This window comes from Nonomuraea zeae, from assembly GCF_005889725.1.
Classification (GTDB): Bacteria; Actinomycetota; Actinomycetes; order Streptosporangiales; family Streptosporangiaceae; genus Nonomuraea; species Nonomuraea zeae.
In genome coordinates, this window is the sequence record NZ_VCKX01000169.1 from 1 (window position 1) to 26,683 (window position 26,683).

The following is a 26,683-nucleotide window of genomic DNA, read 5'->3' on the forward strand; positions in this document are numbered from 1 at the left end:
TCCTTCGCCACGCCCCTCGCCTGAGCCCCGTCCGAGGCCCTTGCCGGACCCGCCGCCGAGACCCTCTCCTGGACCCCCACCAGACCCCCAGCCGAGACCCTCTCCCGACTCCCTGCCGAGACCCTCTCCAGGGCCACCGCCGGGCCCTCGGCCGGGCGCTGGGTCGTTGGTCACCGTGGCTTCCTGGCCAAGGACATCGCGGTGCGGATCCTGGACAGCTCGCCGGCCAGCGCCGCGTCGCTCGGATAGTCGTCGTCCCACTCGAGCAGCACCCCCGGCGGCGTCGCGCGGGTGCACAGCTCGGTGAGCAGGTCGAGTACCTCCTGCGGCGCCGCGGTGGTGTGCGTGTCGTGCCAGATGCCGCCGTGCTCGTACCCGCCCGCCACGTGCACGTAGGCGAGGTGCTCCAGGGGCAGGGCGTCGAGCGCCGCGACCGCCGACAGGCCCAGGTTGAACTGGTTGGTGTAGAGGTTGGCCACGTCGATCAGCAGCGCCACCCCCGTACGATCGACCAGCTCGGCGAGGAACTGGGCCTCGGTCAGCTCGTCCTCCGGCCAGCCGAACATGGCCGCGACGTTCTCCAGCGCCAGCGGGACGGGCAAGGCGTCCTGCGCCCGGCGCACGTTCTCCGTGACGATCCGCAGGGACTCGCGGGTGCGCGGCACCGGGAGCAGGTGCCCGGCCTCGATCCCGCCACCCCGTACGAACGCCAGATGCTCACTGACCAGCGGCGCGTCGAGGGCCTGGGCACAGGCGGCCAGGTGCGCCAGCCGGGCGGGAGAGGGCGGCTCCGCGTCGCCGATCCCGAGCGAGACCCCGTGCGGGATCACCGGCAGCCCTCTGGCGAGCAGCACCTCCAGGGACTCGGGCAGGCGCGCGGGCCTGATGTTCTCCGCGACCACCTCCAGGAAGTCGACGCCGGCCATCCGCTCGATGGTCAGGTCCAGCTCGGGCCGCCACCCGATGCCGACCCCCAGCTCGGACCCCGCAACCGGCCCGGGCGCCGCACCTGGCTCGGATCCCGCGTCCAAGCGGGCCTCCATTCCCGGGCCGGCACCCACCTCCAGATCGGACACCCTCACCCTCCTCCTCCGCCGCAACCACCGCCGCCGCACCCGCTGCCGCCGCCGCAGCCGGACGATCCGCCCCCGCAGCCCGACGCGCCGTGCACGGGCGCGCCGCCGCAGCCCGGCGAGGCGTACCCAGCGTACGAGGACCCCGCCCGGCGACGGCGGTGGGCCCGGCCCCCGGCCTGGCCCCCGCCGAGCTCGGCCCGCAGACCGGCGTCACGCAGCTCCCCGAGGCCGTAGAGCGCCACGGTCACCGGCCCGGCCGCGACCCCCTGGACGTGGGCCTGCCTGGCCGCGTCGAGCGTCTCGCGGCCCGCCGAGGTCAGCGTGGTCAGCAGCGAGCGCCGGTGCCCGGCGATGGCGGCCTCGGCGACCACGCCCGCGCCCACGAGGACGAGCAGGCTCACCAGGGCCAGGAGGGCCGCGCCCGAGCCCGCGAGCAGGGCCCAGGGGAGGAAACCGCGGCCCGCGGCCAGGATCCCCGCCACGAACAGCACTCCCGAGAACGACAGCACGGACAGGACCCGCAGCCGCCGCCTCAGCGAGCCGATCTCGGTGAGCGAGTCGTCGGCGATGAGCAGGCCCTGCCCCGTGAGGTGCTGCTTGATCGCCGACACGGCCGGGCTCCTGGCGATCTCGATCCTGAGCGCGACCACCGGGAGCCCCGAGCGGTCGGCGACCACGCTCAGCGCCACGTCATCGACGGGATGGCGGGCCGCGGCGCCGAGGCCGACGTGGTGCACGCGCCCCCCGCGTGATAACCGGACGGCTCCCGAGTCGGCCAGCAGCGCGAGGGCGGTGTTCGCCACCCGGTGCGGGCCGCCCAAGAGATAGGCGAGGTCGTAGTGGTCGAGGCCGCGAAGACGGGCGCCGGTCTGGGCCGTCCGGAGGCCGGCGCGCCGGCGTTTGAGCTCGAAGGCGGTACGGGTGGCGAGCATCGCGATGATCACCGAAAGGATGAGCAGGAACAGGTCCATGGACGGCCTCCCCTCGTGCAGCCGAACAGGCTGGGTACCGGGAAGACGCATCGGGCGGGCACAAAGGTTCCGCCGCCGCGGACACAATTCCGAGTCCCCGGGGCGGCGGCTGAGGTCAGCTGCTCGATCCGCAGCTGGAGCCCCCGCCGCAGCTCGACCCGCCGCAGCTGGACCCACCGCCCGAGTCGGAGCCGCCGAAGTCGGAGCCGCCGTACGAGTCGCCGAAGGACTCACCGCCGAACGTGCTCCCGTCCCCGCCGCTGTGGCTGCCGCACGCGCCGGCGCAGTCGGCGCCCGGGTCACCGACCGACAGCTCGTCGCACAGCGTCTGGTCGCCGGCGTCCGCCAGCCCGTACAGGGCGACCGGCACCCCCACCGCCATGGCCAGCGAGCTCTGGTCGCGTACCCCTCTGGGGTGGTAGGCGCGCGCCGAGCGCAGGACCTCGCGCCCCTCCCAGGTGACGACGTTGCGCAGCTTGCGCCCCTGCTTGTAGACCCCGACGAGCCCCGAGACGACGGCGATCCCGCCGAGGAACAGCACGCCGACGAAGATCCGCTCCTGCCCGGCCAGACCGGCTCCGGCCAGCACCAGGACCACCACCAGGAAGATCACCGCGACGACCGTGGCCAGCCGCAGCCGGTCACGGTGCCGCCAGGCCCGGGCGTAGGCTCCCTGGTCCACGATCAGGCCGCGCGCCGCCAGCCCGCCGGCGAGCTGGGCCAGCGCGGGGTGCCCTTCGAGCGCCCGCCGCAGCTCGCTCGCCCGGTAGCCGCCCGGCCTGGCCGCCAGCGTGTCGAGGACGGCCTGCTCGATCGGCACCGGCGAGGGCGGCGCGCCGTGGACGGGGGTGACCTGCGAGCCGCGTGACACGCGCACGGCGCCGGCCGTCGCGAGGACGGCCAGCGCCGTGTTGATGGCCCGCCGGGGCCCGCCCGACAGGTACGCCAGCTCGTAGTGGGACAGGCTGTGCCCGGCCCCGCTGGGCGTGGCCCGGCCGACCCGTACGCGCTCGTGCTCGACCCGCTGCGCGGCCGCGCCGACCAGGAGCACCATCGCGAACGCGGCGACGAGCAGAACGTAGTCCACGGCCCCTCCTGAGCGGTACGGCAGTCCGCCAAGTTAAGGCGGCGCCGCCGTAGCGCACAAGAGGGGTTCGATCACCCGAGGCGGTCGAGCAGCGCGTTGTACTCGTCCCACAGCTGCTTCGGCAGGTGCGCGCCGAACTTGTCGAAGTGGGCGGGGATGAGCGCGGCCTCCTCGCGCCACACCTCGCGGTCGACGGTCAGCAGCGTGCGCAGGTCCTCGTCGGACAGGTCCAGCCCGTCGGTGTAGAGGTCCTCCGGCAGCAGGCCGATCGGCGTCGGCACGGCCTTGGCCTCGCCGTTGAGCCGGTCCACGATCCACTTCAGCACGCGGCTGTTCTCGCCGAAGCCGGGCCAGATGAACTTGCCGTCGGCGTTCTTCCTGAACCAGTTGACGTAGTAGATCCTGGGCAGCCTGGCGCCCTCGCGCCGGCCGATCTCCAGCCAGTGGCCGAAGTAGTCGCCCATGTTGTAGCCGCAGAACGGCAGCATGGCGAACGGGTCGTGGCGCAGCTCGCCGACCTTGCCCTCGGCGGCGGCGGTCTTCTCGGAGGCGACGTTGGCTCCGAGAAAGACGCCGTGTTCCCAGCTCAGCGACTCTGTCACCAGAGGTACGGCGGTGGCGCGGCGACCGCCGAACAAGATCGCTGAGATGGGCACGCCCTTGGGGTCCTGCCATTCCGGCGCGATGGTGGGGCACTGGGAGGCAGGCGTGGTGAAGCGCGCGTTCGGGTGGGCGGCGGGCTCGTCGCTGTCAGGCGTCCAGGAGCGGCCCTTCCAGTCGGTCAGGTGCGCCGGAGGCTTGTCCGTCAGGCCCTCCCACCACACGTCGCCGTCATCCGTGAGCGCGACGTTGGTGAAGATGCTGTTGCCCCAGAGCGTTTTGACCGCGTTGGCGTTGGTCACCTCGCCGGTGCCGGGCGCGACGCCGAAGAAGCCCGCCTCCGGGTTGATCGCGTAGAGGCGTCCGTCGTCGCCGAAGCGCATCCAGGCGATGTCGTCGCCGATCGTCTCGACCTTCCAGCCGGGAATCGTGGGCTGGAGCATGGCGAGGTTGGTCTTCCCGCAGGCGCTCGGGAAGGCGGCGGCGATGTAGCGGGTCTCGCCCGAGGGCGGCGTGAGCTTGAGAATGAGCATGTGCTCGGCCAGCCAGCCCTCGTCGCGCGCCATGGCGCTGGCGATGCGCAGGGCGTAGCACTTCTTGCCGAGCAGGGCGTTGCCGCCGTAGCCGGAGCCGTACGACCAGATCTCCCTGGTCTCGGGGAAGTGGCTGATGTACTTGGTGGAGCTGCAGGGCCAGGGCTTGTCGTCCTGGCCGTGCTCCAGCGGGGCCCCGACGGAGTGGACCGCCTTGACGAAGTCGCCGCGCTCCTCGATCAGGCGGAGCGCGCGGTCGCCCATCCGCGTCATGACGCGCATGGACACGGCCACGTACGCGGAGTCGGTGATCTCGACGCCGAGCTGCGAGATCTCGCCGCCCAGCGGGCCCATGCAGAACGGCACGACGTACATCGTGCGGCCGCGCATGCAGCCCTTGAACAGCTCGCCGAACGTCTGTCGCATCTCGGCTGGAGCGATCCAGTTGTTCGTAGGGCCCGCGTCCTCCTCCCGCTCGGAGCAGATGAACGTGCGGTCCTCCACCCGGGCCACGTCGCTGGGATCGGACTTGGCGTAGAAGCTGTTGGGACGGGCGGCCAGACGCGTGAGCGTGCCCTGCTCCACGAGGAGGTTCGTCAGGCGCGTCCACTCCTCCTCGGACCCGTCGCACCACTCGATCCGGTCTGGCTGGGTCAGGGCTGCGATCTCGCGCACCCACGCCGCCAATTCGGCGCTGGTCGTCGGTGCGGGTACTTCCACGGAAACGGACACGGCTGCGACTCCTCCACTCTCTCAGGGCCCAGTCATCATTAACGACGAAGCGGCCGGAAAGCCAATTGGCATAGACCTATTGGCTGGGCCGTCGCCGCAGGCAGCGGCCCTGACGATTGGGGGAGCCTACCCAAGCCGAGCGGATTTAAAAGAAGTAATTCAGCGCAGTGGTCCAGTCCAATAGCGCTGGTCTAAACCAATTTGCGAAGTGGTTTAGTCCATTCGGCGAACCGTTTCCGCTGGGTGCTCTCAGGAATTGACGTCCGGCCCTGAGGAGCGAACTCGGTCGACGTGCTGCAGCGCATCTCGCAAGTCCGCGAGCCACGTGTCGGTGTGTCTCCCGACCAGGCGTACGCACCAGGCCAGGGCATCGCTGCGGCTCCTGGCCACGCCGGCGGCCACGAGAGTGTCCAGGACCTGCCGCTCCGACTGGCGCAGCCGGGTCATCACCGGCACCGAGAGTGTGGTGAACATCACAGTCTCTCCGCCGCAGACGACACCCCAGGAGACCTTCTGCCGGAACTTGCGCTCCGCCTCGCCGGCGATCTCTATGCGCCGCTCGCGGGTCTCTTCCCTGAACCTCCTGGCCAGCCCCTCGATCAGGGCCGGCCGCTCGGCTTCGGGGGTGTCCTCGGGAGGGTCGGGCAGCGTGCCGAGCACCGCGATCTCCTCGCGGTCCCTGACGATCTCGGGCGCACCGGTGAACCACCCCTCGGGCAGCCGTCCGGTGAACCAGCCGTGAACCTGTGCGGTCTCATCGTCTGTTGCCATGTAATCATCATTACACCGTTGCGCGGGAAAATGCACGCGTCGAAACGGGCTGGTATGCAAAGCGGAAAGCCGGAGGCTAGCGGACCTTGCCGGCGGCCATGGGGCTGACGCGCACGACCCCGGCCAGGTTCCGGGTGTTCACAGGGACGATCTTGACGACGTCGCCGGTGCGCGGCGCGTGCAGCATTTTTCCCTTACCCCAATAAATCGCCACATGCGAGATGTAGTCCGGATTTGTCGGGTCATTGCGCCAGAAAAGCAGATCGCCCGGCTGCGCCTGCGCCAGCGGCACCTGCGGCCCCGTCACCCACTGCTGGTGCGTGACTCTGGGCATCCGCACCCCGGCCTGCCCGTAGGCCCACTGGACCAGCCCCGAGCAGTCGAAAGTGTCCGGCCCCTCGGCGCCCCACACGTACGGCCTGCCGAGCTTGGAGACCGCGGCCTTGAGCGCGACGGTGAGCTGCTCCCCCGTCATGAACGAGCCCGCCGGCCAGTTCTGCCTGACGGTCTGGGGCTGCGGCAGCACCGGGTTGACCATGGCCACCTGGGTGCCCTTGGGCAGCGCGTCGAGGATGGCCTTGCGCAGCGTGGCGGAGTTGGTCTTGGGCGCGCTGACGATGAGCGCGTTGTCGTGCGGCAGGCCCAGCGTGCGGCCGACGTTCTTGGACACGACGGCGTCGACCGCGCCGAACCCCGTGGTGGCGTACGCGCCGATCCGCAGCGTCCCCGCGGGACCCGCCACCCTGCGGTGCAGCGCGAGCCCGCCGTCGTTGCCGAGCACGAACGAGACGGCCACGTCGCCGGCCGCGACGTTCTGCCACAGCGGGTCGGAGGCGGCGGTCACCTTGGGGGTGTAGGAGCGGAAGGAGGAGGGGTTGACGCCGAGCGTCTGCACGCGCTTGCCGTCGAGCATGATGGACGCCGCGTCGGCCAGCTCCAGGGCCCGCACCCCGCGCAGCTTGGCCACCTTCTGCAGCAACTCGTTGGTGAACGGCTTGCGGGTGAGCACGAACAGGTTGGGTTTGTGCAGCTTGCTCAGCGGCGCCACCGGCTGCGCGACCGTCGCCGGCTGGCTGGCCGGCGGGCTGGTCCTGGGCCGCGGCTGCTTCTGCGCCATCGGCGTCGACTTGGGCGTGGCCTGCGCGCGTGCGCCGGACGGTAAGGCCGCGGCCTCCGGCCGTACCAGCAGCAGCACGTCGGCGGTCAGCACCGCGACGAGCGTGACCACGATGAACGGCACCAGCTTGAACGTGTTACGCCGCTTCCGGGATTTGACCAGAAAGCTTAAGTCCTGCCGAATTCCGGATGAATGCGAAAATTCCGCCGGGCCAGCGAGGGCCCGGCGGTAGTCATCCATGGGTGTCAGTTGCCGATGTACGGCACAGCCTCGAGGATCTCGACGGTGTTCTGGCGTCCGTTGGGCATGGAGTAGGTGGCCTTCTCACCGATCTTCTTGCCGTTGATCGCCGCCCCGAGAGGGGACCTCGGGGAGTAGACGTCGATCGGTGCGCCGCTCTCCTCGCGGGAGGCGAGCAGGAAGGTGACCTCGTCGTCGTCGCCGACGAACCGGATCGTCACGGTCATGCCGGGGCCGACCACTCCCTCAGCCTTGGGGGCCTCTCCCACCTGGGCGTTGTCGAGGATCTGCCGGAGGTGGAAGATGCGGGCCTCCATCTTGCCCTGCTCGTCCTTGGCGGCGTGGTAGCCGCCGTTCTCCTTCAGGTCGCCCTCTTCACGGGCGGCTTCGATCTTCTTGGCGATGTCGACGCGCCCGGGGCCAGAGAGATATTCGTACTCCGCCTTCAGGCGGTCGTACGCCTCCTGCGTCAGCCATGTGACGTTCTCATCGCGAGAGTCGGCCACGGGTTCTCCTTGCTTGCCTAGGGGGCCCTGAGTTCACTTGAGGTTGCGTCCGGTTGAATTGCGAAAGGCTAACAACTCAACCGCTCCAACGCTTCCCCAAACGTCTCACTATACGAGATTGCAGTACTGGATGTGGACGGAAGTGGCCTGACCACTCGTGTCGAGGCTTTCCTTGAGCTGCTTACTACCCTCACCAGCCGGGATTCTTACTTCCTTGCTGCCCACTTCCGCGTGGTAGACGTCCAGTGCCCTGATCCGGCAGACCGCCACCCTATCGTCTGGCTTGTACACCTCAAAGGTGATCTCGGCCCGATTCTGGGCGTCCACACTGAACGACACCACCTGCGACGGCGCCTCCGAACCGCCCGCCGTCATCGACCACATCACGTAGCCCCAGCCCCCGGCGATGATGGCCACCAGCACGCCGATCACGATGTGGACGACAAGCCTGCCGCCTCGCCTGGGACGATCGGGAAACTCGTCGGGTGTGCCGAGAACGGGACCGTTCTCGACATCTCTGGTGACCATGGCGGAATCTCCCTGCACTCCCTCAGCGTTATCCGAGACAATTGTCGCTCGCGGGGGCACCGGTAGACGACTGGGCCCTCGCGACCGCCCAGCAGAAACTAACCTCTCTGGGCTACTGACCGGTCCTCCTACCGAGGAGACCCCATGAGGAGAGCGCGCTCGTGAGTGCACCGCTGAGGCTGATGGCCGTCCACGCCCATCCCGACGACGAGTCGAGCAAGGGCGCCGCCACGATGGCGCGTTATGTGCGCGAAGGCGTGGAAGTGCTGGTCTGTACTCTCACGGGCGGTGAGCGGGGATCGGTGCTCAACCCCAAGATGGACCGGCCCGAGATCGTTGCCAACATCGGGGAGGTGCGCAGGGCCGAGATGGCGCGGGCGCGCGAGATCCTCGGCGTCGAGCAGCGTTTCATGGGGTTCGTCGACTCGGGGTTGCCGGAGAGCGAGGAGGAGGAGCTGCCCGAGGGCTGCTTCGCCCTGCAGAAGCTGGAGGACGCCTCGGCGCCGCTCGTGGCGGCCGTGCGCGAGTTCAGGCCGCACGTGATCATCACGTACGACGACGACGGCGGCTACCCGCACCCCGACCACATCATGACCAACAGGGTCTCCGTGGAGGCCTTCGACGCGGCCGGCGACCCCGACCGCTACCCGGGCGCCGGCGACCCATGGCAGCCGCTGAAGCTCTACTACCAGATGGGGTTCACCAAGGAGCGCTTCGAGGCGCTGCACGAGGCCATGACCGAGCGCGGGCTCGGCTCCCCCTACGCCGACTGGATCTCGCGCTGGGAGGACCGCCCCGCCAAGTGGCCGGTGACCACGCGGGTGCCGTGCGGCGACTACTTCCAGATCCGCGACGAGGCGCTGCTGGCCCACGCCACCCAGGTCGACCCGGACGGCTTCTGGTTCGTCTGCCCGCGCGAGCTGCAGGAGGAGATCTGGCCCACCGAGGACTACCACCTGGCGCGCTCGCTGGTGGACACGGAGCTGCCGGAGGAGGACCTGTTCGCGGGCATCCACGCCGACGACGTCTCACCTGCCTGCCACTGAACGGACCACGGGATCCTGGTGGCAGACTGGAAGTGTGACAGTTCTAGCAGCGGGTGATGTGAGTCCGGGTCTGCTCGGCTTCGTCGTCGTGGCGCTCATCGGTGTGGCCCTGTACATGTTGATCAAGTCGATGAACAAGCAGATGTCGAAGATCCAGGTGCCGCACGCGGGCGACAAGGACAAGAAGGCCGAATAGATGCCGATCGAAGTAGTCGACAACTCGACGGAAAACCGTTTCGAGCTTCTCGTAGACGGCAAGGTCGCCGGGTTCGCCGACTATCGCCTGCTGCCCACCAAGGTCGTCTTCACCCACACCGAGGTCCTGCCCGCGTACCAAGGGCAGGGCCTGGCGGGCCGGCTGGTCGGCCACGCGCTCCAGGCGAGCGCCGACACCGGCCTGCGGGTCGTGCCGCTCTGCCCTTATGTGGCGAAATACATCGACCGCCACCCGCAGTTCAAGGAACTGGTCGACCCCGAGGACCACTGACCAGCGGCCCTCGGCCGGGCCGCGCTCAGGCGAGGCGACCTCGGCCGGGGCCGCTCTCAGGTCGTCAGGCGGGCCGTCCTCAGTCCGCGCTGGACGACCAGGCGTGCTCCAGCGCCTTCGGCAGCCCCCACCAGCCCAGCGGCGTGAGCACCTCGTCGGCGTCCACGATGCCGAGATGGACCCACAGGCTCACCACCGAGGTGAACAGCCCTTCGGTGGTGTTGAGGTCGTCGTCGTCCTGGTCGTCGACGTCGATGTCCTCGGACTCCGCGATGAGCCTGGCCATCCGCTCGGGTGAGGCCAGCACGCCCGGCCCGAGCCGGGCCAGCGCCGCCACTCCCGCCAGCCAGTCGGCGTGCTGGATCGCGCAGAGGTTGGCCAGCGCCGCGTCCTCCATGCTGAGCTCCCCGTCGAGATCGGCGAACTCCTCCGGCACGTCCCCGGTCTCCGACAGGTCGGAGACGGGCCCCGCCACCCCCGCCGCCAGCGACAGCCACAGCTCCATGTCGTCGTCGGGGATCGGCCGCTCGTCGAGCCCGGCGCAGGCCCGCAGCACGTTGGCCGGGTAGCCGGGCAGGGCCAGCAGCCCGCGCAGGCGCGTCACGGCGCTCTCCAGGTCCGCCAGGGGCAGCTCAGGCTGCTTGGGCAGCCCGCCCACGATGCGCCGCAGCTCGGACAGCGCGAACGCCTCCTCCTCGTCCCAGGCGGCGAACAGCTCCTCGTCCTGCTCGTCGCCGACCGCGAAACCGGGCTCCCTGCCGTCCGGCAGCGGCGTGCCCAGCCAGCGCTCCTGGAGGCTCTCGTACGCGGCGCGGGCTTCCTGGTCGCCCGCCGCCAGCGCGTCGGGATCGATCTCGCCCGAATCGACGAGCCCTTCGAGGTAGGCGACCAGGCGGGCGAACATCTCCGTGGCCACGGGGCCGCGCTCGTCCTCCTCCGGCCAGACGAAGTAACTCGGCGTCATGAGTATCGGCTCGGTGCCGGTGGACTCGACCCAGCGCTGCACGTCGCCGACCGTGGCGACACCCGACTCGATCGAGCTGAGCGTCGCCTTGGCGGAGTCCCAGAACGGCAGGGAGAGCGGGTTGCCCGCGGACATCATCGCCCGCCGCAGGTCGGGCAGCCCCACCAGGGCCACGCCGGAGGGCACGGCGAGCAGCGCGCGGGCCACGTCCCTGCGAGTGAGGGCGGTCGCCGGGCGGCCGGCGTGGGCGCACACGAAGTCCATATCCACGACCCGTAACCTACGCCGTCCCGGCCTCCCGAGTCAGCCGGTGAACACGTCGATCACCTCACCCTTGGGCGGTGAGCAGCGCGGTTTAGGGTGAGTGGAGGAGGTCCTGATGAACCGCTTGAAAGACGCCACCAGCCCCTACCTGCTGCAGCACGCGGCCAATCCGGTGGATTGGCACCCGTGGGGCGACGAGGCGTTCGCGGAGGCCCGTCGCCGCGACGTGCCGCTGCTGATCAGCGTGGGCTATTCGGCATGCCACTGGTGTCATGTCATGGCCCATGAGAGCTTCGAGGACGCCGAGACGGCCGGGCTCATGAACGAGCACTTCGTCAACGTGAAGGTGGACCGCGAGGAGCGGCCCGACGTCGACGCCGTCTACATGAGCGCCACGCAGGCCATGACGCAGCAGGGCGGCTGGCCCATGACGGTGTTCGCGACCCCCGACGGCCACCCGTTCTACTGCGGCACCTACTTCCCGCGCCCGCACTTCCGGCGCCTGCTCACCGAGGTGGGCCGCCTGTGGGCGAGCGACAGGGACTCCGTGCTGCAGCAGGGGGCAAAGGTGGTGGAGGCGCTCAACACGCACTCCACGCTGCCCGGCGGGCCCGTGCCCGGCGAGGAGACGCTCGCGGTGGCCGTGGCGAACCTGAGGGACTCCTTCGACGCGCGCAACGGCGGGTTCGGCGGCGCGCCCAAGTTCCCGCCGTCCATGGTGCTGGAGTTCCTGCTGCGCACCGGCGAGCGCGAGATGAGCGGGCGCACGCTGGAGGCGATGGCAAGGGGCGGGATGTACGACCAGCTCGGCGGCGGGTTCGCGCGCTACAGCGTGGACGCGCAGTGGGTCGTGCCGCACTTCGAGAAGATGCTCTACGACAACGCCCTGCTGCTGCGCGTCTACACGCACTGGTGGAAGTCGGGCGGCGGCGACCTGGCGCGGCGGGTCGCGCTGGAGACGGCCGGCTGGCTGCTGCGCGAGCTGCGCACGCCAGAGGGCGGGTTCGCCTCCGCGCTCGACGCCGACAGCGAGGGCGTCGAGGGCAAGTTCTACGTCTGGACGCCCGAGGAGCTGCGCGAGGTGCTCGGCGCGGACGACGGGGAGTGGGCGGCCGGGCTGTTCGAGGTCACGGGGACGTTCGAGCACGGCACGTCCGTGCTGCAGCTCCTGCGCGACCCCGACGACCCCGAGCGCTACGCCTCCGTCCGCGAGCGCCTGCTGGCCGCCAGGGAGCGTCGTGTCCGGCCGGGGCGCGACGACAAGGTCGTGGCCTCGTGGACCGGCCTGGCCATCGCGGCGCTGGCCGAGACCGGGGTGGTGTTCGAGCGGCCTGACCTCGTGGCCGCCGCCACCGAGGCGGCCGAGCTGCTCGCGAGCACGCACGTGGCGGACGGCAGGCTGCTGCGCACCTCGCGCGACGGCCGGGCCGGAACGAACGCCGGGGTGCTCGACGACTACGCGAACGTGGCGGAGGGGCTCATCTCCCTGTACGGCGTCACCGGCGAGGCCAGGTGGCTCAGGCTGGCCGGCTCGCTGCTGGACACCGTGCTCGACCGGTTCGCCGACGGGACGGGCGGCTTCTACGACACGGCGGACGACGCCGAGCGGCTCTTCCAGCGGCCCCAGGACCCCACCGACAACGCCACGCCATCCGGCCAGTACGCGGCCGCGGGCGCGCTGCTGTCCTACGGGGCGCTGACCGGCTCCACGCGCCACCGGGAGGCCGCCCACGCGGCTCTGGGGACCGTGTCCGTGCTGGCCGGCAAGCATGCCAGGTTCGCCGGCTGGGGGCTGGCCGTGGCGCGGGCGGCGCTGGACGGGCCCGTCGAGGTGGCAGTCGTGGGCCCCGCCGACGATCCGCGTACGGCCGCGCTGCACCGGCAGGCGCTGCTCTCCGACGCGCCCGGGCTGGTGGTCGCGCTGGGCTCCGGCGATTCAGGCGACAGCGACACCGGCAGGGGCTCCGGCGACCCCCTCGTGTCCAGGGAGGTCTTCCCCGCGCTGCTCGAAGGTCGCGGGACGGTTTCCGAGGCGCCCGCGGCCTACGTGTGCAGGGGATTCACCTGCCGGATGCCCGTGACCACCGTCGAGGAGCTGCGGGCCGAACTCGCGCGTTGACCCGCCGATGAAGCCGGTCGGCCAAGGCCCGGCGCGTCGAGCCGGTCGGCCAAGCCGGCGCGTCACGCCGGTCGGCCGAGGGCCCGGCGCGTCACGTTGGTCGGCCGCGAGGCCGGGCGCGTCAGTTCGCTGGTGAGCGGCCCGCGCTGTCCGAGCCCCGGCCGGTGTCCCGGCCCGTGCCCGTGTCGCCGTCGGACTCCGCCGAGGGCTGGTCGGGGAGCTCCGTGACCGGTGGGTCGGTCAGCTCCGGCTGGTCGGCGTCGCGCCGGTCGGTGTCCGGCTCGTCGGTGGCGGGCGGCTCGCTGAACGTCGGGTCGGGCTCGGGCGTGGGCCAGCCGTCCGGGTTCGCCGGGGGCGTGTACTCCTGGTCCGGCGCGTCCCTGTCCTGGTCGGGCACCGAGTAGTCGGAGGAGTAACCGTACTCGGACGGCTCGGGGAACTCCTCGACCGGCTCGCCCGCCATGGCCTCGGTCATGAACGCCCGCCAGATCTGCGCGGGCAGCTGGCCGCCGAACTGCGTGCCGTACCCGGGGATCTTGACCGTGGCGTTGTCGTCGCGGAACATGTCCACCGCCACCGCGAGTTGCGGGGTGAACCCGTTGAACCACACCGACGCGGAGTCGTCCGTGGTGCCCGTCTTGCCGGCCACCGGCCGGTCGTAGAGCCGGGCGGCGGTGCCGGTGCCGTACTTGACGACCTGCTGCATCGCGTACGTGGTGTCCGCGGCGGCCTGCTCGTCGATCACCTTGGTCGCGACCGGCTGGATGACCGTCTTCTCGCCCGCCCCGTTGGTGACCGACTTGACCACGTGGGCCTCCATGTGGACGCCCTTGTTGGCGAAGGTGGAGAAGCCGGAGGCGTTCTGGACCGCGCTGACCGAGGCCACGCCCAGCGGGAAGGAGGCGGCGTTCTCGTGCTGCTGGAGCTGGCTCTCGGGGATGCCGGCCGCCTCGGCGGTCGCGGCGACCTTGTCGAGCCCGACCTTCTGGCCGAGGTCCACGAACGCGGTGTTGACGGAGTTCTGGGTCGCGCTCACCAGGTTGATCCGGCCGTAGGAGCGATCGCTGTCGTTCGGGATCGGCTCGGCCGCCGACGCCACGCGCAGCGGCGAGTTGCCGTCGACCCTGGTGGACAGGTCGAAGCCGTTGTTCAGGGCCGCCGCCAGCGTGTACGGCTTGAACGTCGATCCGGCCATGACCTTGGCCGAGAACGCGCTGTCGTAGTAGGCCGACTGCGAGGGACGGCCACCGTAGAAGGCGATCACCTCGCCGGTTGAGGGGGCGACGGCCGCCAGCCCGGTGCGCACCTTCTTCGGCGTGCTCTCCGGGAGGACGTCCTCGACCGCCTGCTCGGCCGCGGCCATGAGCTTCTTGTCGAACGTGGTCACGATCCGCAGCCCGCCGCCGTTGATGTCCTCGTCGGTGTAGCCGCGCCGGTTGAGCTCGGAGGTCACCTGTTCGAGCATGTACTGGGCCTGGCCCTTGAGCTCGAACGGCTTCTTCGGCGTCTTGAGCACCGGGAAGCGCTGGGCCGCCGCCTCCCCTGCCGTCAGCGAGCGCGTCTGCCGCATCGCGGTGATCACCGACTGCCAGCGCTGCTGCGCCGCCGCCAGATCGCTGCCCTTGGGGTCGGCGAACCGGCTGGGCTGCTGGATCACGGCCGCGAGGTAGGCGCCCTCGGCCACGCTCAGCTTCTCCACGTCCTTGCCGAAGTAGGCGCGGGCGGCCGACTGGACGCCGTTGGCGCCGCGGCCGAAGTAGATCGTGTTGAGGTACTGCTCCAGCACCCAGTCCTTCGACTTGGACTGGTCGACCTTCATCGAGATGAGGATCTCTTTGAACTTGCGGGTGATGGAACGTTCCTGGCTGAGGCCGCTGTAGTAGTTGCGTACGAGCTGCTGGGTGATGGTCGAGCCGCCCTGGAGCTGCTGCCCGCTGACGGTGGACCAGACGGCCCGCGCGGTGCCTTTGAGCGACACGCCGCCGTCCTCGTAGAACGAGCGGTTCTCGGCCGCGATCACGGCGTCGCGTACGTGCTCGGGGACCTTGGTCAGCTCGACGTTCTTGCGGTCGACCCCCTGGCGGGCGAGCACGGTCTTGCCGTCGCGGTAATAGATCACCGAGCCCTGCGCGGTGGCCTGCTTCTGTGTCGTGTCGGGAATCGGGGTCATCGCCCACGCAATGGCGAAAAGCCCGACCAGCACGAGGATTCCCGCGCCAAATGAAAGCAGTAGAACCCTGAGAATCCGCCGCTTTCGCATCCCTTTTCCACCACCGATCCGCACCCTCGACCCCCTCGTCAAGCGTCGCCCAACCCCCGCAAGCTGGGCGAATGCCAAGGGTAAACGATCGACAATAGTGCCTCGTCCCTCTGCGATAGTACGACTACCGCACTCCCCGACGCGGAACATCGGCGACCAATGGCAGCACTCGGTAGGGAACCGGAGTGTCAAGGGCGATGATCGAATTAGTCCTGAGTACGCCCTGAACCTCCACGATCTCGTCGATTACCCGCTGCAAATCGGCATTGTTCCGGGCGACCACGCGGCAGAGCAGGTCGCTGTCGCCCGTGATCGTGTGCACCTCCAGCACCTCGGGGATGCCGGCCAGCCGATCCGCCACCGGGTCGTGCCCGGCGACCTGCCTGATCTCCATGCTCACGAAGGCCGTGACGTCGTAGCCGAGCGCCTCGGGCGACACGTCGGGGCCGAACCCGGTGATCACGCCTTTGGCGGTCAGCCGGTCGAGCCTGGCCTGGACCGTGCCACGGGCCACGCCCAGCCGGCGCGAGGACTCCAGAACGCCCAGCCTGGGCTCGGCCGTCAGGAGGGCGATGAGTCTGGCGTCAAGGTCATCGATCGTCATGCTGTACACATTTACCGGACATTCCGCTGTGGAGCTAGGCAGGTTGTGCACTCCATAGAGTAACTGTTGCGCAACTCGTCCAGTAAATTCGACAGTTGGCAGTATGAATGATGTCTTTCCGGTTAACGGCATGGACGCCGTGGTGTTCGCCGTAGGCAACGCCAAGCAGGCGGCCCACTACTACTCGACCGCGTTCGGCATGAGGCTGGTGGCCTACCGCGGGCCGGAGAACGGCAGCCGCGACGAGAGCGCGTACGTGCTGACCTCGGGCAGTGCCACGTTCGAGTTCAGGTCGTCGATCAGGCCGGGCACGCCGATGGCGCGGCACGTCGCCGAGCACGGCGACGGGGTGATCGACCTGGCCATCCAGGTGCCGGACGTGGAGGCGGGGTACGCCCACGCGGTCGCGCACGGGGCCAAGGGGCTGGCGGAGCCGTACACGATGGAGGACGAGCACGGCAAGGTGGTGCTCGCGGCCATCGCCGCCTACGGCCAGACGCGGCACACGCTGGTGGACAGATCCAACTACGGCGGCCCCTACCTGCCGGGCTACGCGCCCGCCCAGCCGCTGGTGGCGCCGCCCGCGACCAAGAACGGGCGGCTGTTCCAGGCCGTCGACCACTGCGTCGGCAACGTCGAGCTGGGCAAGATGGACGAGTGGGTGGAGTTCTACCGCAGGGTCATGGGCTTCACGAACATGGCCGAGTTCGTCGGCGACGACATCGCCACCGAATACTCGGCGCTCATGTCCAAGGTCGTGGCGGACGGGTCGCGCAAGGTCAAGTTCCCGCTCAACGAGCCGGCCGTGAGCCGCAAGAAGTCGCAGATCGATGAGTACCTGGAGTTCTACGGCGGCCCCGGCGTGCAGCACATCGCGCTGGCCACCAACGACATCCTCACCACGGTCGACCACATGCGGGCGGCCGGCGTGCAGTTCCTGGACACCCCCGACTCCTACTACGACGACCCCGAGCTGCGCGGGCGCATCGGCAAGGTGCGGGCGCCGATCGAGGAGCTGAAGAAGCGCAAGATCCTGGTGGACCGCGACGAGGACGGCTATCTGCTGCAGATCTTCACCCAGCCGGTGCAGGACCGGCCCACGGTCTTCTTCGAGCTGATCGAGCGGCACGGCTCGCTCGGATTCGGCAAGGGCAACTTCAAGGCCCTGTTCGAGGCGATCGAGCGCGAGCAGGAACGCAGGGGCAACCTTTAGTTTGTCCCGACTTATTGGTGGTCATCTGGACATCATGGGACTGCCACCACCAGGGCTGGCGGGACGCTGGCGGCGGCTGTTCGCCGGCGTCCTCGACTGGATCATCGTGAACATCGCCGCCGCGCCCTTCAGCTGGACGAGCTGGGAGTACGCCTGGGACGCCAGCAAGGGCGTCTGGGACCGTTACCCGGTGGAGCACACCTTTCTGACCGGGCTCGTGGCGTTCCTGTACTTCTGGTTGCTGCACGCCTTCTGGAACGGCCAGACTCTCGGCAAGAAGTTGTTCGGCATGCGTGTGGTGCAGGACAGCGGCGGAAGGATAGGCGTAGGGCAGGCCGCGGTCAGGCAGGCCGTGGCGAGTGCGCTCGAATGGCTGTGCTGCGTCGGCCTCCTGGTTGACCTCGGCTGGATTCTCTTCGACCCCCGCAAGCAGGCTTTGCACGACAAGGCCGCGAGGACCGTCGTGGTGAATGCCTGACGCAGCGTAAGATTTTGGTCACGATTTGAAGGGGGCTCGCTCGCCTATGCGTTCCAACAGGCGCGGGATGGCACTGCTGGCGGCGCTGATCAGCGTCCTGGCCTGCGCACCCGCCGACGAGCCCCCGCCGGATCAGGCCATGTCGGCCGTCGCCCACACCGCGGGCGCGCCCGGCATCGGCGACCCCGACTTCCCGACCGACGGCAACGGCGGCTACGACGTCTCCCACTACGCCCTGGCGGTCGACTACGCGCCGACGACGAAGCGGCTCGAAGGGGTGACCACGATCCAGGCCGCCGCCACCCAGAACCTGTCGCGGTTCAACCTCGACCTGTCCGGGCTCGACGTGCGCGGCATCACCGTCGACGGCTCGCCGGCCACGTTCGCCCGCAAGGGCGACGAGCTGACCGTGACGCCCTCGGCGCCGATCGACAAGAAGGCCAGGTTCACCGTCAAGGTCACCTACGCCGGCGTGCCCAAACCGGCCAAGGACAGCGCCAACCTGGGCACGTACGGCTTCATCTCGACCGCCGACGGCGCGTTCGTGACCTCCGAGCCCAACGGCTCCAAGACCTGGTTCCCCAACAACGACCATCCCTCCGACAAGGCCACGTTCGACTTCGCGATCACCGTGCCCGCGGGGGTGACGGCCGTGGCCAACGGCGAGCTGACCGGACAGCCCACGACCGCGGGCGGCAAGACCACCTACCGGTGGAGCGAGCGCCACCCGATGGCCACCTATCTGGCCACGGCCACGCTCGGCAAGTTCGACCTGCGCCAGGGCAAGACCCCCGGCGGCATCCCGAACTTCGCCGCCACCGACCCCAAGTTCAGGAGCTCGCTCGACAAGCTCTACACCGTCTCCGGCGAGGTCACCGACTATTGGGGCACGGTCTTCGGCCCCTACCCGTTCTCCTCGACCGGCGGCGTGGTCGACGACTATGCGGCCGGCTACGCGCTGGAAAACCAGACCAAGCCCGTCTACGGCGGCTTCGAGCCCGACGAGAGCATCATCGCGCACGAGCTGGCCCACCAGTGGTTCGGCGACAGCCTGACCATCAAGCGGTGGAAGGACCTGTGGCTCAACGAGGGCTTCGCCACCTACGCCGAGTGGCTGTGGTCGGAGCACAAGGGCAAGCAGAGCGCCGAGGCGTTCTTCAACGACTATCACAAGCGCCCGGCCAGCGACCCGATGTGGGCCTACCCGCCCGGCCGGGCCAAGCCCGGCGACCTGTTCAACCAGTCGGTCTACACCCGCGGCGGCATGACCCTGCACGCGCTGCGCAAGGCCGTCGGCGACCAGACGTTCTTCCAGCTCCTGAAGGCGTGGACGGCCGGTCACCGCTACGGCCACGTCACCACCGACGAGTTCATCGCCCTCGCGGAGCGGATGTCCGGCAAGGACCTCGGCCCGCTCTTCGACGCCTGGCTCTACCAGCCGCGCCGTCCCGCCTGAGCCTCCCGGAAACGCTTTTCGTCGCTCGGTCCAAGTAGAGGTGTAAGGCGAACGACGAAGGGAGCGAGGCCAGTGCGCCTCAACGAGGACCCCGCGGCCTTTGAGGCCTTCTATCGCCGCCATGTCGATGCCGTCATGCGTTTCGTGGTCCGGCGGGTGAGTGACCCTCACCTCGCCGCCGACCTGACGGCGGACATCTTCCTGGCGGTCCTGGACTCGGCGCACACCTACGTGCCCGGCCGGGGCAGCGAGATCGCCTGGCTGTACGGCGTGGCGCGCAACGTCGTGTCGGCCCAGCACCGGCAGTCGGCCCGGGAGGCGCGGACGGCCGGCCGCGTCGCCGGACGGCGGCTGATGGAGGACGACGATCTCGTCAGGATGGAGGAGCGGATCGACGCCGAGCGCGGCGGGCGCCGCGCCCTGGAAGCCATGGCCGGGCTTCCCGAGGGCGAGCGCGCCGTGCTGGAGCTCGTCGCGATCGATCAGCTCACCGTCACCGAAGCCGCCACGGCCCTGGGCATCAGGCAGGTCACCGCCCGGGTCAGGCTGCACCGGGCCAGACGCGCCCTCGCCGACGTCGCTTCGCCATCGGCTGTGTACGTGGAGGGACAGGCATGAGCAATTTCGAAGAACGCCTTCTCAGTGCACTAAAGGAAGAGATCTCGACGAGGACGGCGAAGGACACGATGACGATTTCGACACCCGGACGGCGCGGCTCCAGGCGGCGCGTCGCGGGGCTGTCCGCCGCGGTGGCGGGGGTCGCGGCGGCCGCCGTCGCGACGGTGCTGCTGACCGGCGTGACCGGCAGCCCGGCGTTCGCGGTGACCAAGGGCTCCGACGGGGCGGTCAGCGTGCGGATCAACGAGTTCAGCGACCCCGACGGGCTGGCCGCCGAGCTGGCCGACGCCGGGGTCAAGGCGGTGGTCGACTACCTGCCGGAAGGGCAGACCTGCAAGGAGCCGCGTGGCGAGCGGGGCAGCCTCGGCGGGCGGTTCGCGGTGAGCGTCGGCAAGGCGGGCGACGGGATCTCGTTCACGATCGAGAAGGGGCAGGTGCCCGCGGGTGAGACGCTCGTCCTGGCCGTCTCGCTGAGCAGGGACGGCGCCGACCGGCCGCCGTTCGCGACCGCGCTGCACGTGGTCAGGGGGGCGGTCGCGGACTGCGAGCCGGTCGCGATGCCCGAGCCCGGCTCCGGCACCACCGGGGACGGCCCCGGCCTCGACTCCAAGACGGGCGACGGGGACGGGCCGAGCTTCGACCAGAAGAACGAGTAGCACCCGGGCCCGGCGGTGACGACCGCCGGCCCGCATCTCACCAGGCTCAGCGGCCCGCACCTCACCAGGCCCGGCGGCCCTCCCGAGCAGACGGGGCCGCCGGGCCTGGTCGCCGCCGCGGCCGGTCGCCCGGGCCCGCCAGGGTCACGGACCGCCCGTGACGCTGGAGAAGACCAGCACGGACGCCGTGAAGCCGTGTACGTGGTTGTGCCCCGCCACGGGGCCCACCTCGCCGGCCGCGAAGAAGCCCGCCACCCCGATGGGCCCGAGCGTGTCGCGCAGGGCGACCGGATCGTGGTCGGCGGTGCCGAACATGGCCGAGCCCCGCCCGTTGCAGGAGAACAGCAACGCGCCGTCCACCTTGCCGAGCTCCTCCCGGTGGGCGTCGAGCAGGTCGTAGAGGTCCTCGTCCGCGGTGGCCGCGTCCCGGACCTGGAAGCGCACGGTCCTGCCGATCTCCACGACGTCGCCGATGGCCACGGCCTCGCGCTCCGGATCGATGCCGATGACTCCCCTGATGAGGAAGTCGCCGCGTTCGTGGCGCTCGGCGTACTCGTCCATGGCCAGGCCGATCTGCAGCCCGGAGGCGACCAGCTCGCGGTCGTCCTCGTCCAGCTCGCTGACGATGTCCTCCAGCCGGGCCAGCGCGGGCTGACCGGCCAGCTCCAGCAGCAGGTTCTCCTCCGACGCCGTGACGACCATGCTGGGGCCGATCGGCCGGCAGCCCTGGCTGACCACGGTGCTGATGTGGATCGGGCCGCTGAGCAGCACGCCGATCGCGCCTTCCGTGTAGATCGAGCCGTCGGCGAAGAGCCGTACGGAGCCTCGTCCCTGGAGCCCGTTGGCCAGCCCGCCGACCAGAGGCAGGTCGCCGAGCACGTCGACGGAGCGCTCGACGAAGGCGTCGGTCGGGAACGTGTAGGGATCGGCCAGCAGGATCGCGACGTGATCGTCCCCGTTGCGCTCGGGCAGCCCGACCACCACGAACCGGTCCTCGGCCGTCAGCGTCTCCAGCGCGAACGTGGTCAGCCGCGCCCCCTCCAGAGTCGCCGCCCACGCGCTGACCGCAGGCGTCAGCTCAACACCTTGCCCATCACCGATCACTCCCGTCGCGCTGCATCCGATCACGTGTGCTTCGGGTGCGAGCTTCATGGCGGCCTGGCCGGCCCGTGCGACGTCCTCGGGATCGTCGCCGCAGATGAAGAAGCAGACCAGGTCGGCTTGGCCGCTGAGCCTCGACAGTGCCTGACCGACGGCGGTCTCCGCGGCCTCCACCAGGTCGGAACCCACGGCGAGGCCGTCGGCGAAGCGGCTTGTCATCAAGGCCACGCGTCTCGCCTCCCTCGACATGTCCAAGTTCCCTAGGCCCGATTCTCCCCACTAAAAGGACAAGCACGCACACGAACCGTCACGCAATAGTCAAGATCCGAAATCTCCGCCAGATGCGAAACTCTCTGCCGCATTCCTCGCAGGGGACGTAGTCTCGTTCCCGTGCATCAGCCACGTAATCTCCGGGAGTTGCGAGAGAGCGGCCACGTTCATCGCACCGTCAAAGCCGAGGTCCGGGAAAACCTGCTGGCCAAGCTGCGGGCGGGTGAGCCCCGCTTCCCAGGCATCGTGGGCTTCGACGACTCCGTCCTGCCGCATCTGGAGCGGGCGCTTCTGGCCGGGCACGACCTCGTTCTCCTCGGTGAGCGCGGCCAGGGCAAGACCAGGCTCATCCGCACGGTCACCGGCCTGCTCGACGAATGGACGCCGGTCGTCGAAGGCTGCGAGATCAACGACCATCCGTACGCGCCCGTCTGCACGCGCTGCCAGGCGCTGGCCCGCGAGCAGGGTGACGAGCTGCCCGTCGAGTGGAAGCACCGCGACGAGCGCTACGGCGAGAAGCTCGCCACGCCCGACACCTCGGTCGGCGACCTGATCGGCGACGTCGACCCGATCAAGATCGCGGAGGGGCGCACCCTCGGCGACCCCGAGACGGTCCACTACGGCCTGGTCCCGCGCACCAACCGCGGCGTCTTCTCCGTCAACGAGCTGCCCGACCTGGCCGAGCGCATCCAGGTCTCGCTGCTCAACGTGCTGGAGGAGCGCGACATCCAGGTGCGCGGCTACAACCTGCGCCTGCCGCTCGACATCCTGCTCATCGCCAGCGCCAACCCCGAGGACTACACCAACAGGGGCCGGATCATCACGCCGCTGAAGGACCGGTTCGGCGCCGAGATCCGCACCCACTACCCCCTCACGGTCGAGGACGAGCTCACGCTGATCCGGCAGGAGTCCATGCCGGACATCGGGGCCGACATGCCCGAGCACCTGCTCGAAGTGATCGCCAGGTTCACCAGGCTCGTCCGCGAGTCCACCGCCGTGGACGCCCGTTCCGGCGTGTCCGCGCGCTTCTCGATCGCCGCGGCCGAGACCGCCTCGGCCTCCGCGGTGCGCCGGGCGGCCATCACGGGCGAGGAGCAGGCCGTCACCCGCGTGATCGACCTGGCCAGTGTGGTCCACAGCCTGCGGGGCAAGGTGGAGTTCGAGGTCAGCGAGGAGGGCAGGGAGACCGAGATCCTCGCCCATCTGCTGCGCAGGGCGACGGCGGAGACGTTCAGGAGCCGGTTGGGCGGGATGGACCTGTCGCCGCTGACCGACAAGTTCGCCGAGGGCAACCAGGTGGAGTCCGGCGAGCTGATCCCCGCAGGCGAGCTGCTGCACCGGATCGGTCCTGTCGCGGGCCTGGCCAAGGTCATGTCGCGGCTCGGCATGGGCGCGGGCGAGGAGTCTCCCGGGCACGCTGCGGCGGCGCTGGAGTTCGCACTCGAAGGGCTTTACCTGATGCGGCGCCTGTCCAAGGAAGACCTTGACGGCGTAACCGTTTATCGCACGTGAACATCCGGGCGGTCTCCCGCGTCATAGTTGGTAGCTGATCACGCTGTCGGGGGAGACCGCCCATGCTTGTCCGTGCCACCGTCGCCACACTCGCCGCGAGCGGCCTCGCCATAGCCGCGCCCGCTCTGACCGCGCCCGTGGAGGCCGCCAGGGTCGTGTACGGCTACGCCTGGGCCGACGGCACGGGGCACCTGCGGATCGTGCCGAAGTCCCCGGCCAAGGTCACCAGGCAGCGCCACGTGCTCTACAAGCTCGCCGCCCTGTCCGGGGCCAAGGAGGTGCGGCTCGGCTACACCGGCGCCGCCTACCGCCGGGTCACCGTGGCCTGCGCGCTGAAGGAGACCGAGGGCCAGGTCGCGACCGACGCCGACGGCCTGGGCCGCACGCCCTGCAAGGCGTCCGACCTGACCGACTCGCTGGGGCGCGGGGCCGTTCCCGCGCGGATCGAGTACCAGGACGGGCAGGCCGTCAAGGTCAGCGAGCTCCTGATCGCCGACTGGCCGGACCCGCGCTCGGCCCGCGGCACGATCAAGCGGATCAACGACACGACCGTGCTGTTCGCCACCGGCGGCAAGAAGATCAAGCTGGGGTACACCTACAGCACGAGCTTCCACCGCACCACGGCCCGGTGCCGGGACGGGTGGCTGGCGGGCGAGCCGGTCAACGCGGACAGGAACGGGCTCGGCACGAAGCACTGCGTCTCAACCGATCTCTCCAGGGCGCTCAGGACGACCCGGTACCCCGTGCTGGTGAAGGTGGACTACACGCCAGGGATGGACGCGCTGAACGAGGTGTGGGAGGTCTACGGGGACGCGTAGGACTCCGGCGCGAGGCGCCGGGACCCGTTCGGGGACGGGCGAAACTCCCGTGGCGAGGCCCCGGAACTCCCGGGCGAGGCGCCGGAGTGCCTTCAAGGGCGCATAAACCGGCAGATCGGGTTAGCGTGGATCCGTGATGGCCCACCGCTATGGCGAGTACCACGACGGCCCCGACCCCCTTGCCCCGCCCTACGACGTGCGGGCGGCTCTCGACGAGATGGGCGATGCGATCCTGTCGGGCTCGACGCCGGTGCACGCCCTGCGCGACCTGCTCAAGCGCGGCCTGCCCGGCGCCCAGGACCGGCGCGGGCTCGACGACATGCTCAGGGAGGTCCGCCGCCGTCGCCGCGACCTGCGCGAGCGCGGGCGGCTGGACGGCACGCTGGAGAAGGCTCGGGCGCTGCTGGACAAGGCGATCGGGCAGGAGCGGGCCGAGCTGTTCCCCGACCCGTCGGACGACGCGCGGCTGCGGGAGGCCGAGCTCGACGCACTGCCCGAGGACACGGCCAGCGCGATCCAGGAGCTGAGCGCGTACGAATGGCGCTCGGACGCGGCCCGCCAGACGTTCCAGGAGCTGCGCGACCTGCTCCGGCGCGAGGTCCTGGACAGCCAGTTCAGGGGCCTGCGCGACGCGCTGGCGAACCCGGACCCCGAGGCCATGGAACGCGTCCGCCAGATGATGTCGGATCTGAACGACATGCTGGACAAGGACACCCGCGGCGAGCACACCCAAGAAGATTTTGACGCCTTTATGGCGAAATATGGGGATTTGTTTCCAGAAAAGCCCCGCAACCTCGACGAGCTCGTCGACATCCTGGCCCGCCGCGCCGCCGCCACCCAGCGCATGCTGGCCTCGATGACCCCGCGCCAGCGCGAGGAGCTCGGCAACCTCATCAACCAGACCCTCGACCAGGCCGGGCTCTCCGACCAGATGCGCCGCCTCGGCGAGTCCCTCTACGCCCGCCGCCCCGACCTGGCCTGGAACGCCCCCGAGCGCCTCACCGGCGAGGAGCCCCTCGCGATGGGCGACGCCGTCACCGCGCTGGAGGAGCTGGCCGACCTCACCCAGCTCGAAACCGCCCTGCGCCAGGACTACCCGGGCGCGCGGCTCGACGACATCGACGAGGCCGCCGTACGCCGTGCGCTCGGCCGCTCGGCGGTCGACGACCTTGAGGCGCTCAAGCGGATCGAACGGGAGCTGGAGGAGCAGGGCTACCTCCTGCGCCGCCGCGGCAAGCTGGAGCTGACCCCCAAGGCGGTCCGCCGGCTGGGCGAGACGGCGCTGCGCCGCGTGTTCGCCTCGCTCGACGCGGGCCGGCGCGGCGACCACGACCAGCGCGACGCAGGCTCGGCGGGCGAGCTCACCGGCTCTTCACGGGCGTGGCGCTTCGGCGACGAGCAGCCGATCGACGTGGTCCGCACCCTGGTCAACGGCGTGCGCAGCGGCGGGATCAACCCGGCGGGCACCCTCCAGGCCGACCGGGAGGCCGGCGCACGGGGCCGGGTCGGGGTGCGGCTCTCGGTGGACGACTTCGAGGTGGCCGAGACCGAGCGGCGCAGCGCGGCGGCCGTCTGCCTGCTGGTGGACCTGTCGTACTCGATGGCCCTGCGCGGCACGTGGGCCGCCGCCAAGCAGACCGCGCTGGCGCTCCAGGCCCTGGTCGCGTCCAAGTTCCCCCAGGACGCGGTGCAGATCATCGGCTTCTCCAACTACGCGCGGGTCCTGCAGCCGGACGAGCTCGCGGGCCTCGACTGGGACATGGTCCAGGGCACGAACCTGCACCACGCCCTCCTCATCGCCGGCCGGCATCTCGACCGCCACCCCGACTTCGAGCCGGTGGTGCTCGTGGTCACGGACGGCGAGCCCACCGCGCACCTCATGCGCAACGGCCGGTCGGCGTTCGAGTGGCCGCCGTCGCACGAGACGCTGGAGCTCACCCTGGCCGAGGTGGACAAGATGACCAGGCGGCGGGCGACGATCAACATCTTCATGCTGGCGGCCGACGACCGGCTGAAGGAGTTCGTGGACGAGGTGGCCCGCAGGAACGGCGGCCGCGTGTTCTCCCCCAGCGCCGAGCGCCTGGGCGAGTACGTGGTCAGCGACTTCCTGCGCCTGCGCCGCTCCCGCTGACGCCCGCCCCGGCGCCGCCGAAACTGTCGGTGCCGGGTGGCAGACTCGCTCGGCATGAGCGATGACGTGCGGTTGCGTGACGTGGTGGAGGCCGATTTGGAGGTGTTCCTGGCGCAGGAGCACGATCCGGAGGCGGCCAGGCGGTCGAATTTCCCGCCGCGGGAGCGGGAGGCGTTCATCCGCCACTGGATTACGCGCATCCTCGGCGACCCGACCGTCCACGTGCAGGCGGTCCTCGTCGGGGGCGAGCTGGCCGGCAACCTCGTGGCCTGGTGGGAGGGCGACGAGCGGTTCATCGGCTACTGGCTCGGCCGCGAGTTCTGGGGCCGCGGCATCGGCACCCAGGCCATGACGCTCTTCCTGCGCGAGGAGCAGGTCAGGCCGCTATACGCCGACCCCTTCCACAGCAACACCGCCTCGATCCGACTCCTGGAGAAGCACGGGTTCCAGCGGAAGGAGTCGATCAAGCACGGCGAGCACGAGCACATCCTGCTCGTCCTCGACCCCCCACCGACCCCGTAACGC

At 70.1% G+C, this 26,683-nt stretch carries 25 protein-coding genes; 13 read left to right on the forward strand and 12 right to left on the reverse strand.

Annotated features, from left to right (window positions below; translation table 11 throughout):
• Nucleotides 1-170: 170 nt before the first annotated feature.
• The 8 genes from ETD85_RS39170 to ETD85_RS39205 form a co-directional block, all read right to left on the reverse strand.
• Nucleotides 171-1,076, reverse strand: coding sequence for an MbnB/TglH/ChrH family RiPP precursor modification enzyme (locus tag ETD85_RS39170; RefSeq protein WP_240779717.1), 906 nt, complete (start codon nt 1,074-1,076; stop codon nt 171-173).
• Nucleotides 1,077-1,078: 2 nt separating this feature from the next.
• Nucleotides 1,079-2,047 carry a TIGR04222 domain-containing membrane protein gene (locus ETD85_RS39175; protein WP_170247085.1) on the reverse strand — a complete coding sequence of 323 codons (969 nt, stop codon included), beginning with the start codon at nt 2,045-2,047 and terminating at the stop codon, nt 1,079-1,081.
• 115 nt (nt 2,048-2,162) lie between these two features.
• Nucleotides 2,163-3,134: a TIGR04222 domain-containing membrane protein gene (locus ETD85_RS39180; RefSeq protein ID WP_138694884.1), complete on the reverse strand. Its 972-nt coding sequence runs from the start codon at nt 3,132-3,134 to the stop codon at nt 2,163-2,165.
• A gap of 71 nt (nt 3,135-3,205) precedes the next feature.
• A complete protein-coding gene (locus ETD85_RS39185; protein WP_138694885.1) occupies nt 3,206-4,999 on the reverse strand; it encodes a phosphoenolpyruvate carboxykinase (GTP) in 1,794 nt (597 codons plus the stop codon).
• A gap of 249 nt (nt 5,000-5,248) precedes the next feature.
• On the reverse strand, nt 5,249-5,770 hold the full coding sequence (locus ETD85_RS39190; protein WP_138694886.1) for a hypothetical protein: 522 nt from the start codon (nt 5,768-5,770) through the stop codon (nt 5,249-5,251).
• Between the two features lie 76 nt (nt 5,771-5,846).
• A complete protein-coding gene (locus ETD85_RS39195; RefSeq protein ID WP_240779718.1) occupies nt 5,847-7,010 on the reverse strand; it encodes a C40 family peptidase in 1,164 nt (387 codons plus the stop codon).
• A gap of 122 nt (nt 7,011-7,132) precedes the next feature.
• Nucleotides 7,133-7,633: a transcription elongation factor GreA gene (gene greA / locus ETD85_RS39200; protein ID WP_103960435.1), complete on the reverse strand. Its 501-nt coding sequence runs from the start codon at nt 7,631-7,633 to the stop codon at nt 7,133-7,135.
• 108 nt (nt 7,634-7,741) lie between these two features.
• Nucleotides 7,742-8,161: a DUF4307 domain-containing protein gene (locus ETD85_RS39205; protein ID WP_138694888.1), complete on the reverse strand. Its 420-nt coding sequence runs from the start codon at nt 8,159-8,161 to the stop codon at nt 7,742-7,744.
• A gap of 161 nt (nt 8,162-8,322) precedes the next feature.
• Here ETD85_RS39205 and mca point away from each other — a divergent pair, with 161 nt between their 5' ends.
• The 3 genes from mca to ETD85_RS39215 are packed head-to-tail and all read left to right on the forward strand — an operon-like array spanning nt 8,323 to nt 9,694.
• Nucleotides 8,323-9,207 (forward strand): mycothiol conjugate amidase Mca, encoded by an 885-nt coding sequence (mca, locus tag ETD85_RS39210; RefSeq protein WP_240779719.1) that lies wholly within the window; start codon nt 8,323-8,325, stop codon nt 9,205-9,207.
• Between the two features lie 34 nt (nt 9,208-9,241).
• Nucleotides 9,242-9,403, forward strand: coding sequence for a hypothetical protein (locus ETD85_RS63595; RefSeq protein WP_170247084.1), 162 nt, complete (start codon nt 9,242-9,244; stop codon nt 9,401-9,403).
• Nucleotides 9,404-9,694, forward strand: coding sequence for a GNAT family N-acetyltransferase (locus tag ETD85_RS39215; RefSeq protein ID WP_138694889.1), 291 nt, complete (start codon nt 9,404-9,406; stop codon nt 9,692-9,694).
• Nucleotides 9,695-9,773: 79 nt separating this feature from the next.
• Here the strand turns inward: ETD85_RS39215 and ETD85_RS39220 are convergent, their stop codons facing one another.
• On the reverse strand, nt 9,774-10,922 hold the full coding sequence (locus tag ETD85_RS39220) for a hypothetical protein (protein WP_138694901.1): 1,149 nt from the start codon (nt 10,920-10,922) through the stop codon (nt 9,774-9,776).
• Between the two features lie 115 nt (nt 10,923-11,037).
• On the opposite strand from ETD85_RS39220, the gene ETD85_RS39225 reads away from it, so the two are divergent.
• Nucleotides 11,038-13,041: a thioredoxin domain-containing protein gene (locus ETD85_RS39225; protein WP_206059149.1), complete on the forward strand. Its 2,004-nt coding sequence runs from the start codon at nt 11,038-11,040 to the stop codon at nt 13,039-13,041.
• Nucleotides 13,042-13,162: 121 nt separating this feature from the next.
• Here ETD85_RS39225 and ETD85_RS39230 read toward each other — a convergent pair whose 3' ends face one another.
• Together ETD85_RS39230 and ETD85_RS39235 are read right to left on the reverse strand one after the other, a co-directional pair.
• Nucleotides 13,163-15,211: a transglycosylase domain-containing protein gene (locus ETD85_RS39230; protein WP_240779720.1), complete on the reverse strand. Its 2,049-nt coding sequence runs from the start codon at nt 15,209-15,211 to the stop codon at nt 13,163-13,165.
• A 214-nt stretch (nt 15,212-15,425) separates the two neighbouring features.
• The gene (locus ETD85_RS39235; protein WP_138694890.1) at nt 15,426-15,905 is read right to left on the reverse strand and encodes an Lrp/AsnC family transcriptional regulator; all 480 of its coding nucleotides are present in this window, start codon (nt 15,903-15,905) and stop codon (nt 15,426-15,428) included.
• 103 nt (nt 15,906-16,008) lie between these two features.
• Between ETD85_RS39235 and hppD the strand changes: the two genes are divergently transcribed.
• From hppD to ETD85_RS39260, 5 genes are all read left to right on the forward strand, one after another.
• Nucleotides 16,009-17,118, forward strand: a complete 1,110-nt coding sequence (gene hppD / locus ETD85_RS39240; RefSeq protein ID WP_138694891.1) for a 4-hydroxyphenylpyruvate dioxygenase — start codon at nt 16,009-16,011, stop codon at nt 17,116-17,118.
• 34 nt (nt 17,119-17,152) lie between these two features.
• Nucleotides 17,153-17,596 (forward strand): RDD family protein, encoded by a 444-nt coding sequence (locus tag ETD85_RS39245; protein ID WP_138694892.1) that lies wholly within the window; start codon nt 17,153-17,155, stop codon nt 17,594-17,596.
• Nucleotides 17,597-17,642: 46 nt separating this feature from the next.
• Nucleotides 17,643-19,052, forward strand: a complete 1,410-nt coding sequence (locus tag ETD85_RS39250) for a M1 family metallopeptidase (RefSeq protein ID WP_170247086.1) — start codon at nt 17,643-17,645, stop codon at nt 19,050-19,052.
• Between the two features lie 72 nt (nt 19,053-19,124).
• On the forward strand, nt 19,125-19,670 hold the full coding sequence (locus ETD85_RS39255; RefSeq protein ID WP_138694893.1) for an RNA polymerase sigma factor: 546 nt from the start codon (nt 19,125-19,127) through the stop codon (nt 19,668-19,670).
• Nucleotides 19,671-19,738: 68 nt separating this feature from the next.
• Nucleotides 19,739-20,326 (forward strand): hypothetical protein, encoded by a 588-nt coding sequence (locus ETD85_RS39260; RefSeq protein WP_138694894.1) that lies wholly within the window; start codon nt 19,739-19,741, stop codon nt 20,324-20,326.
• A gap of 144 nt (nt 20,327-20,470) precedes the next feature.
• Here ETD85_RS39260 and ETD85_RS39265 read toward each other — a convergent pair whose 3' ends face one another.
• The gene (locus ETD85_RS39265) at nt 20,471-21,646 is read right to left on the reverse strand and encodes an FIST signal transduction protein (protein WP_138694905.1); all 1,176 of its coding nucleotides are present in this window, start codon (nt 21,644-21,646) and stop codon (nt 20,471-20,473) included.
• Between the two features lie 198 nt (nt 21,647-21,844).
• Here ETD85_RS39265 and ETD85_RS39270 point away from each other — a divergent pair, with 198 nt between their 5' ends.
• From ETD85_RS39270 to ETD85_RS39285, 4 genes are all read left to right on the forward strand, one after another.
• A complete protein-coding gene (locus ETD85_RS39270) occupies nt 21,845-23,209 on the forward strand; it encodes a sigma 54-interacting transcriptional regulator (RefSeq protein WP_240779722.1) in 1,365 nt (454 codons plus the stop codon).
• A gap of 62 nt (nt 23,210-23,271) precedes the next feature.
• Nucleotides 23,272-24,027 (forward strand): hypothetical protein, encoded by a 756-nt coding sequence (locus tag ETD85_RS39275; RefSeq protein ID WP_138694896.1) that lies wholly within the window; start codon nt 23,272-23,274, stop codon nt 24,025-24,027.
• Between the two features lie 136 nt (nt 24,028-24,163).
• Nucleotides 24,164-26,158: a vWA domain-containing protein gene (locus ETD85_RS39280; protein ID WP_138694897.1), complete on the forward strand. Its 1,995-nt coding sequence runs from the start codon at nt 24,164-24,166 to the stop codon at nt 26,156-26,158.
• A 54-nt stretch (nt 26,159-26,212) separates the two neighbouring features.
• Entirely contained in the window at nt 26,213-26,680 is a 468-nt protein-coding gene (locus ETD85_RS39285; protein ID WP_138694898.1) for a GNAT family N-acetyltransferase, read from the forward strand.
• The last annotated feature ends 3 nt before the right edge of the window (nt 26,681-26,683 follow it).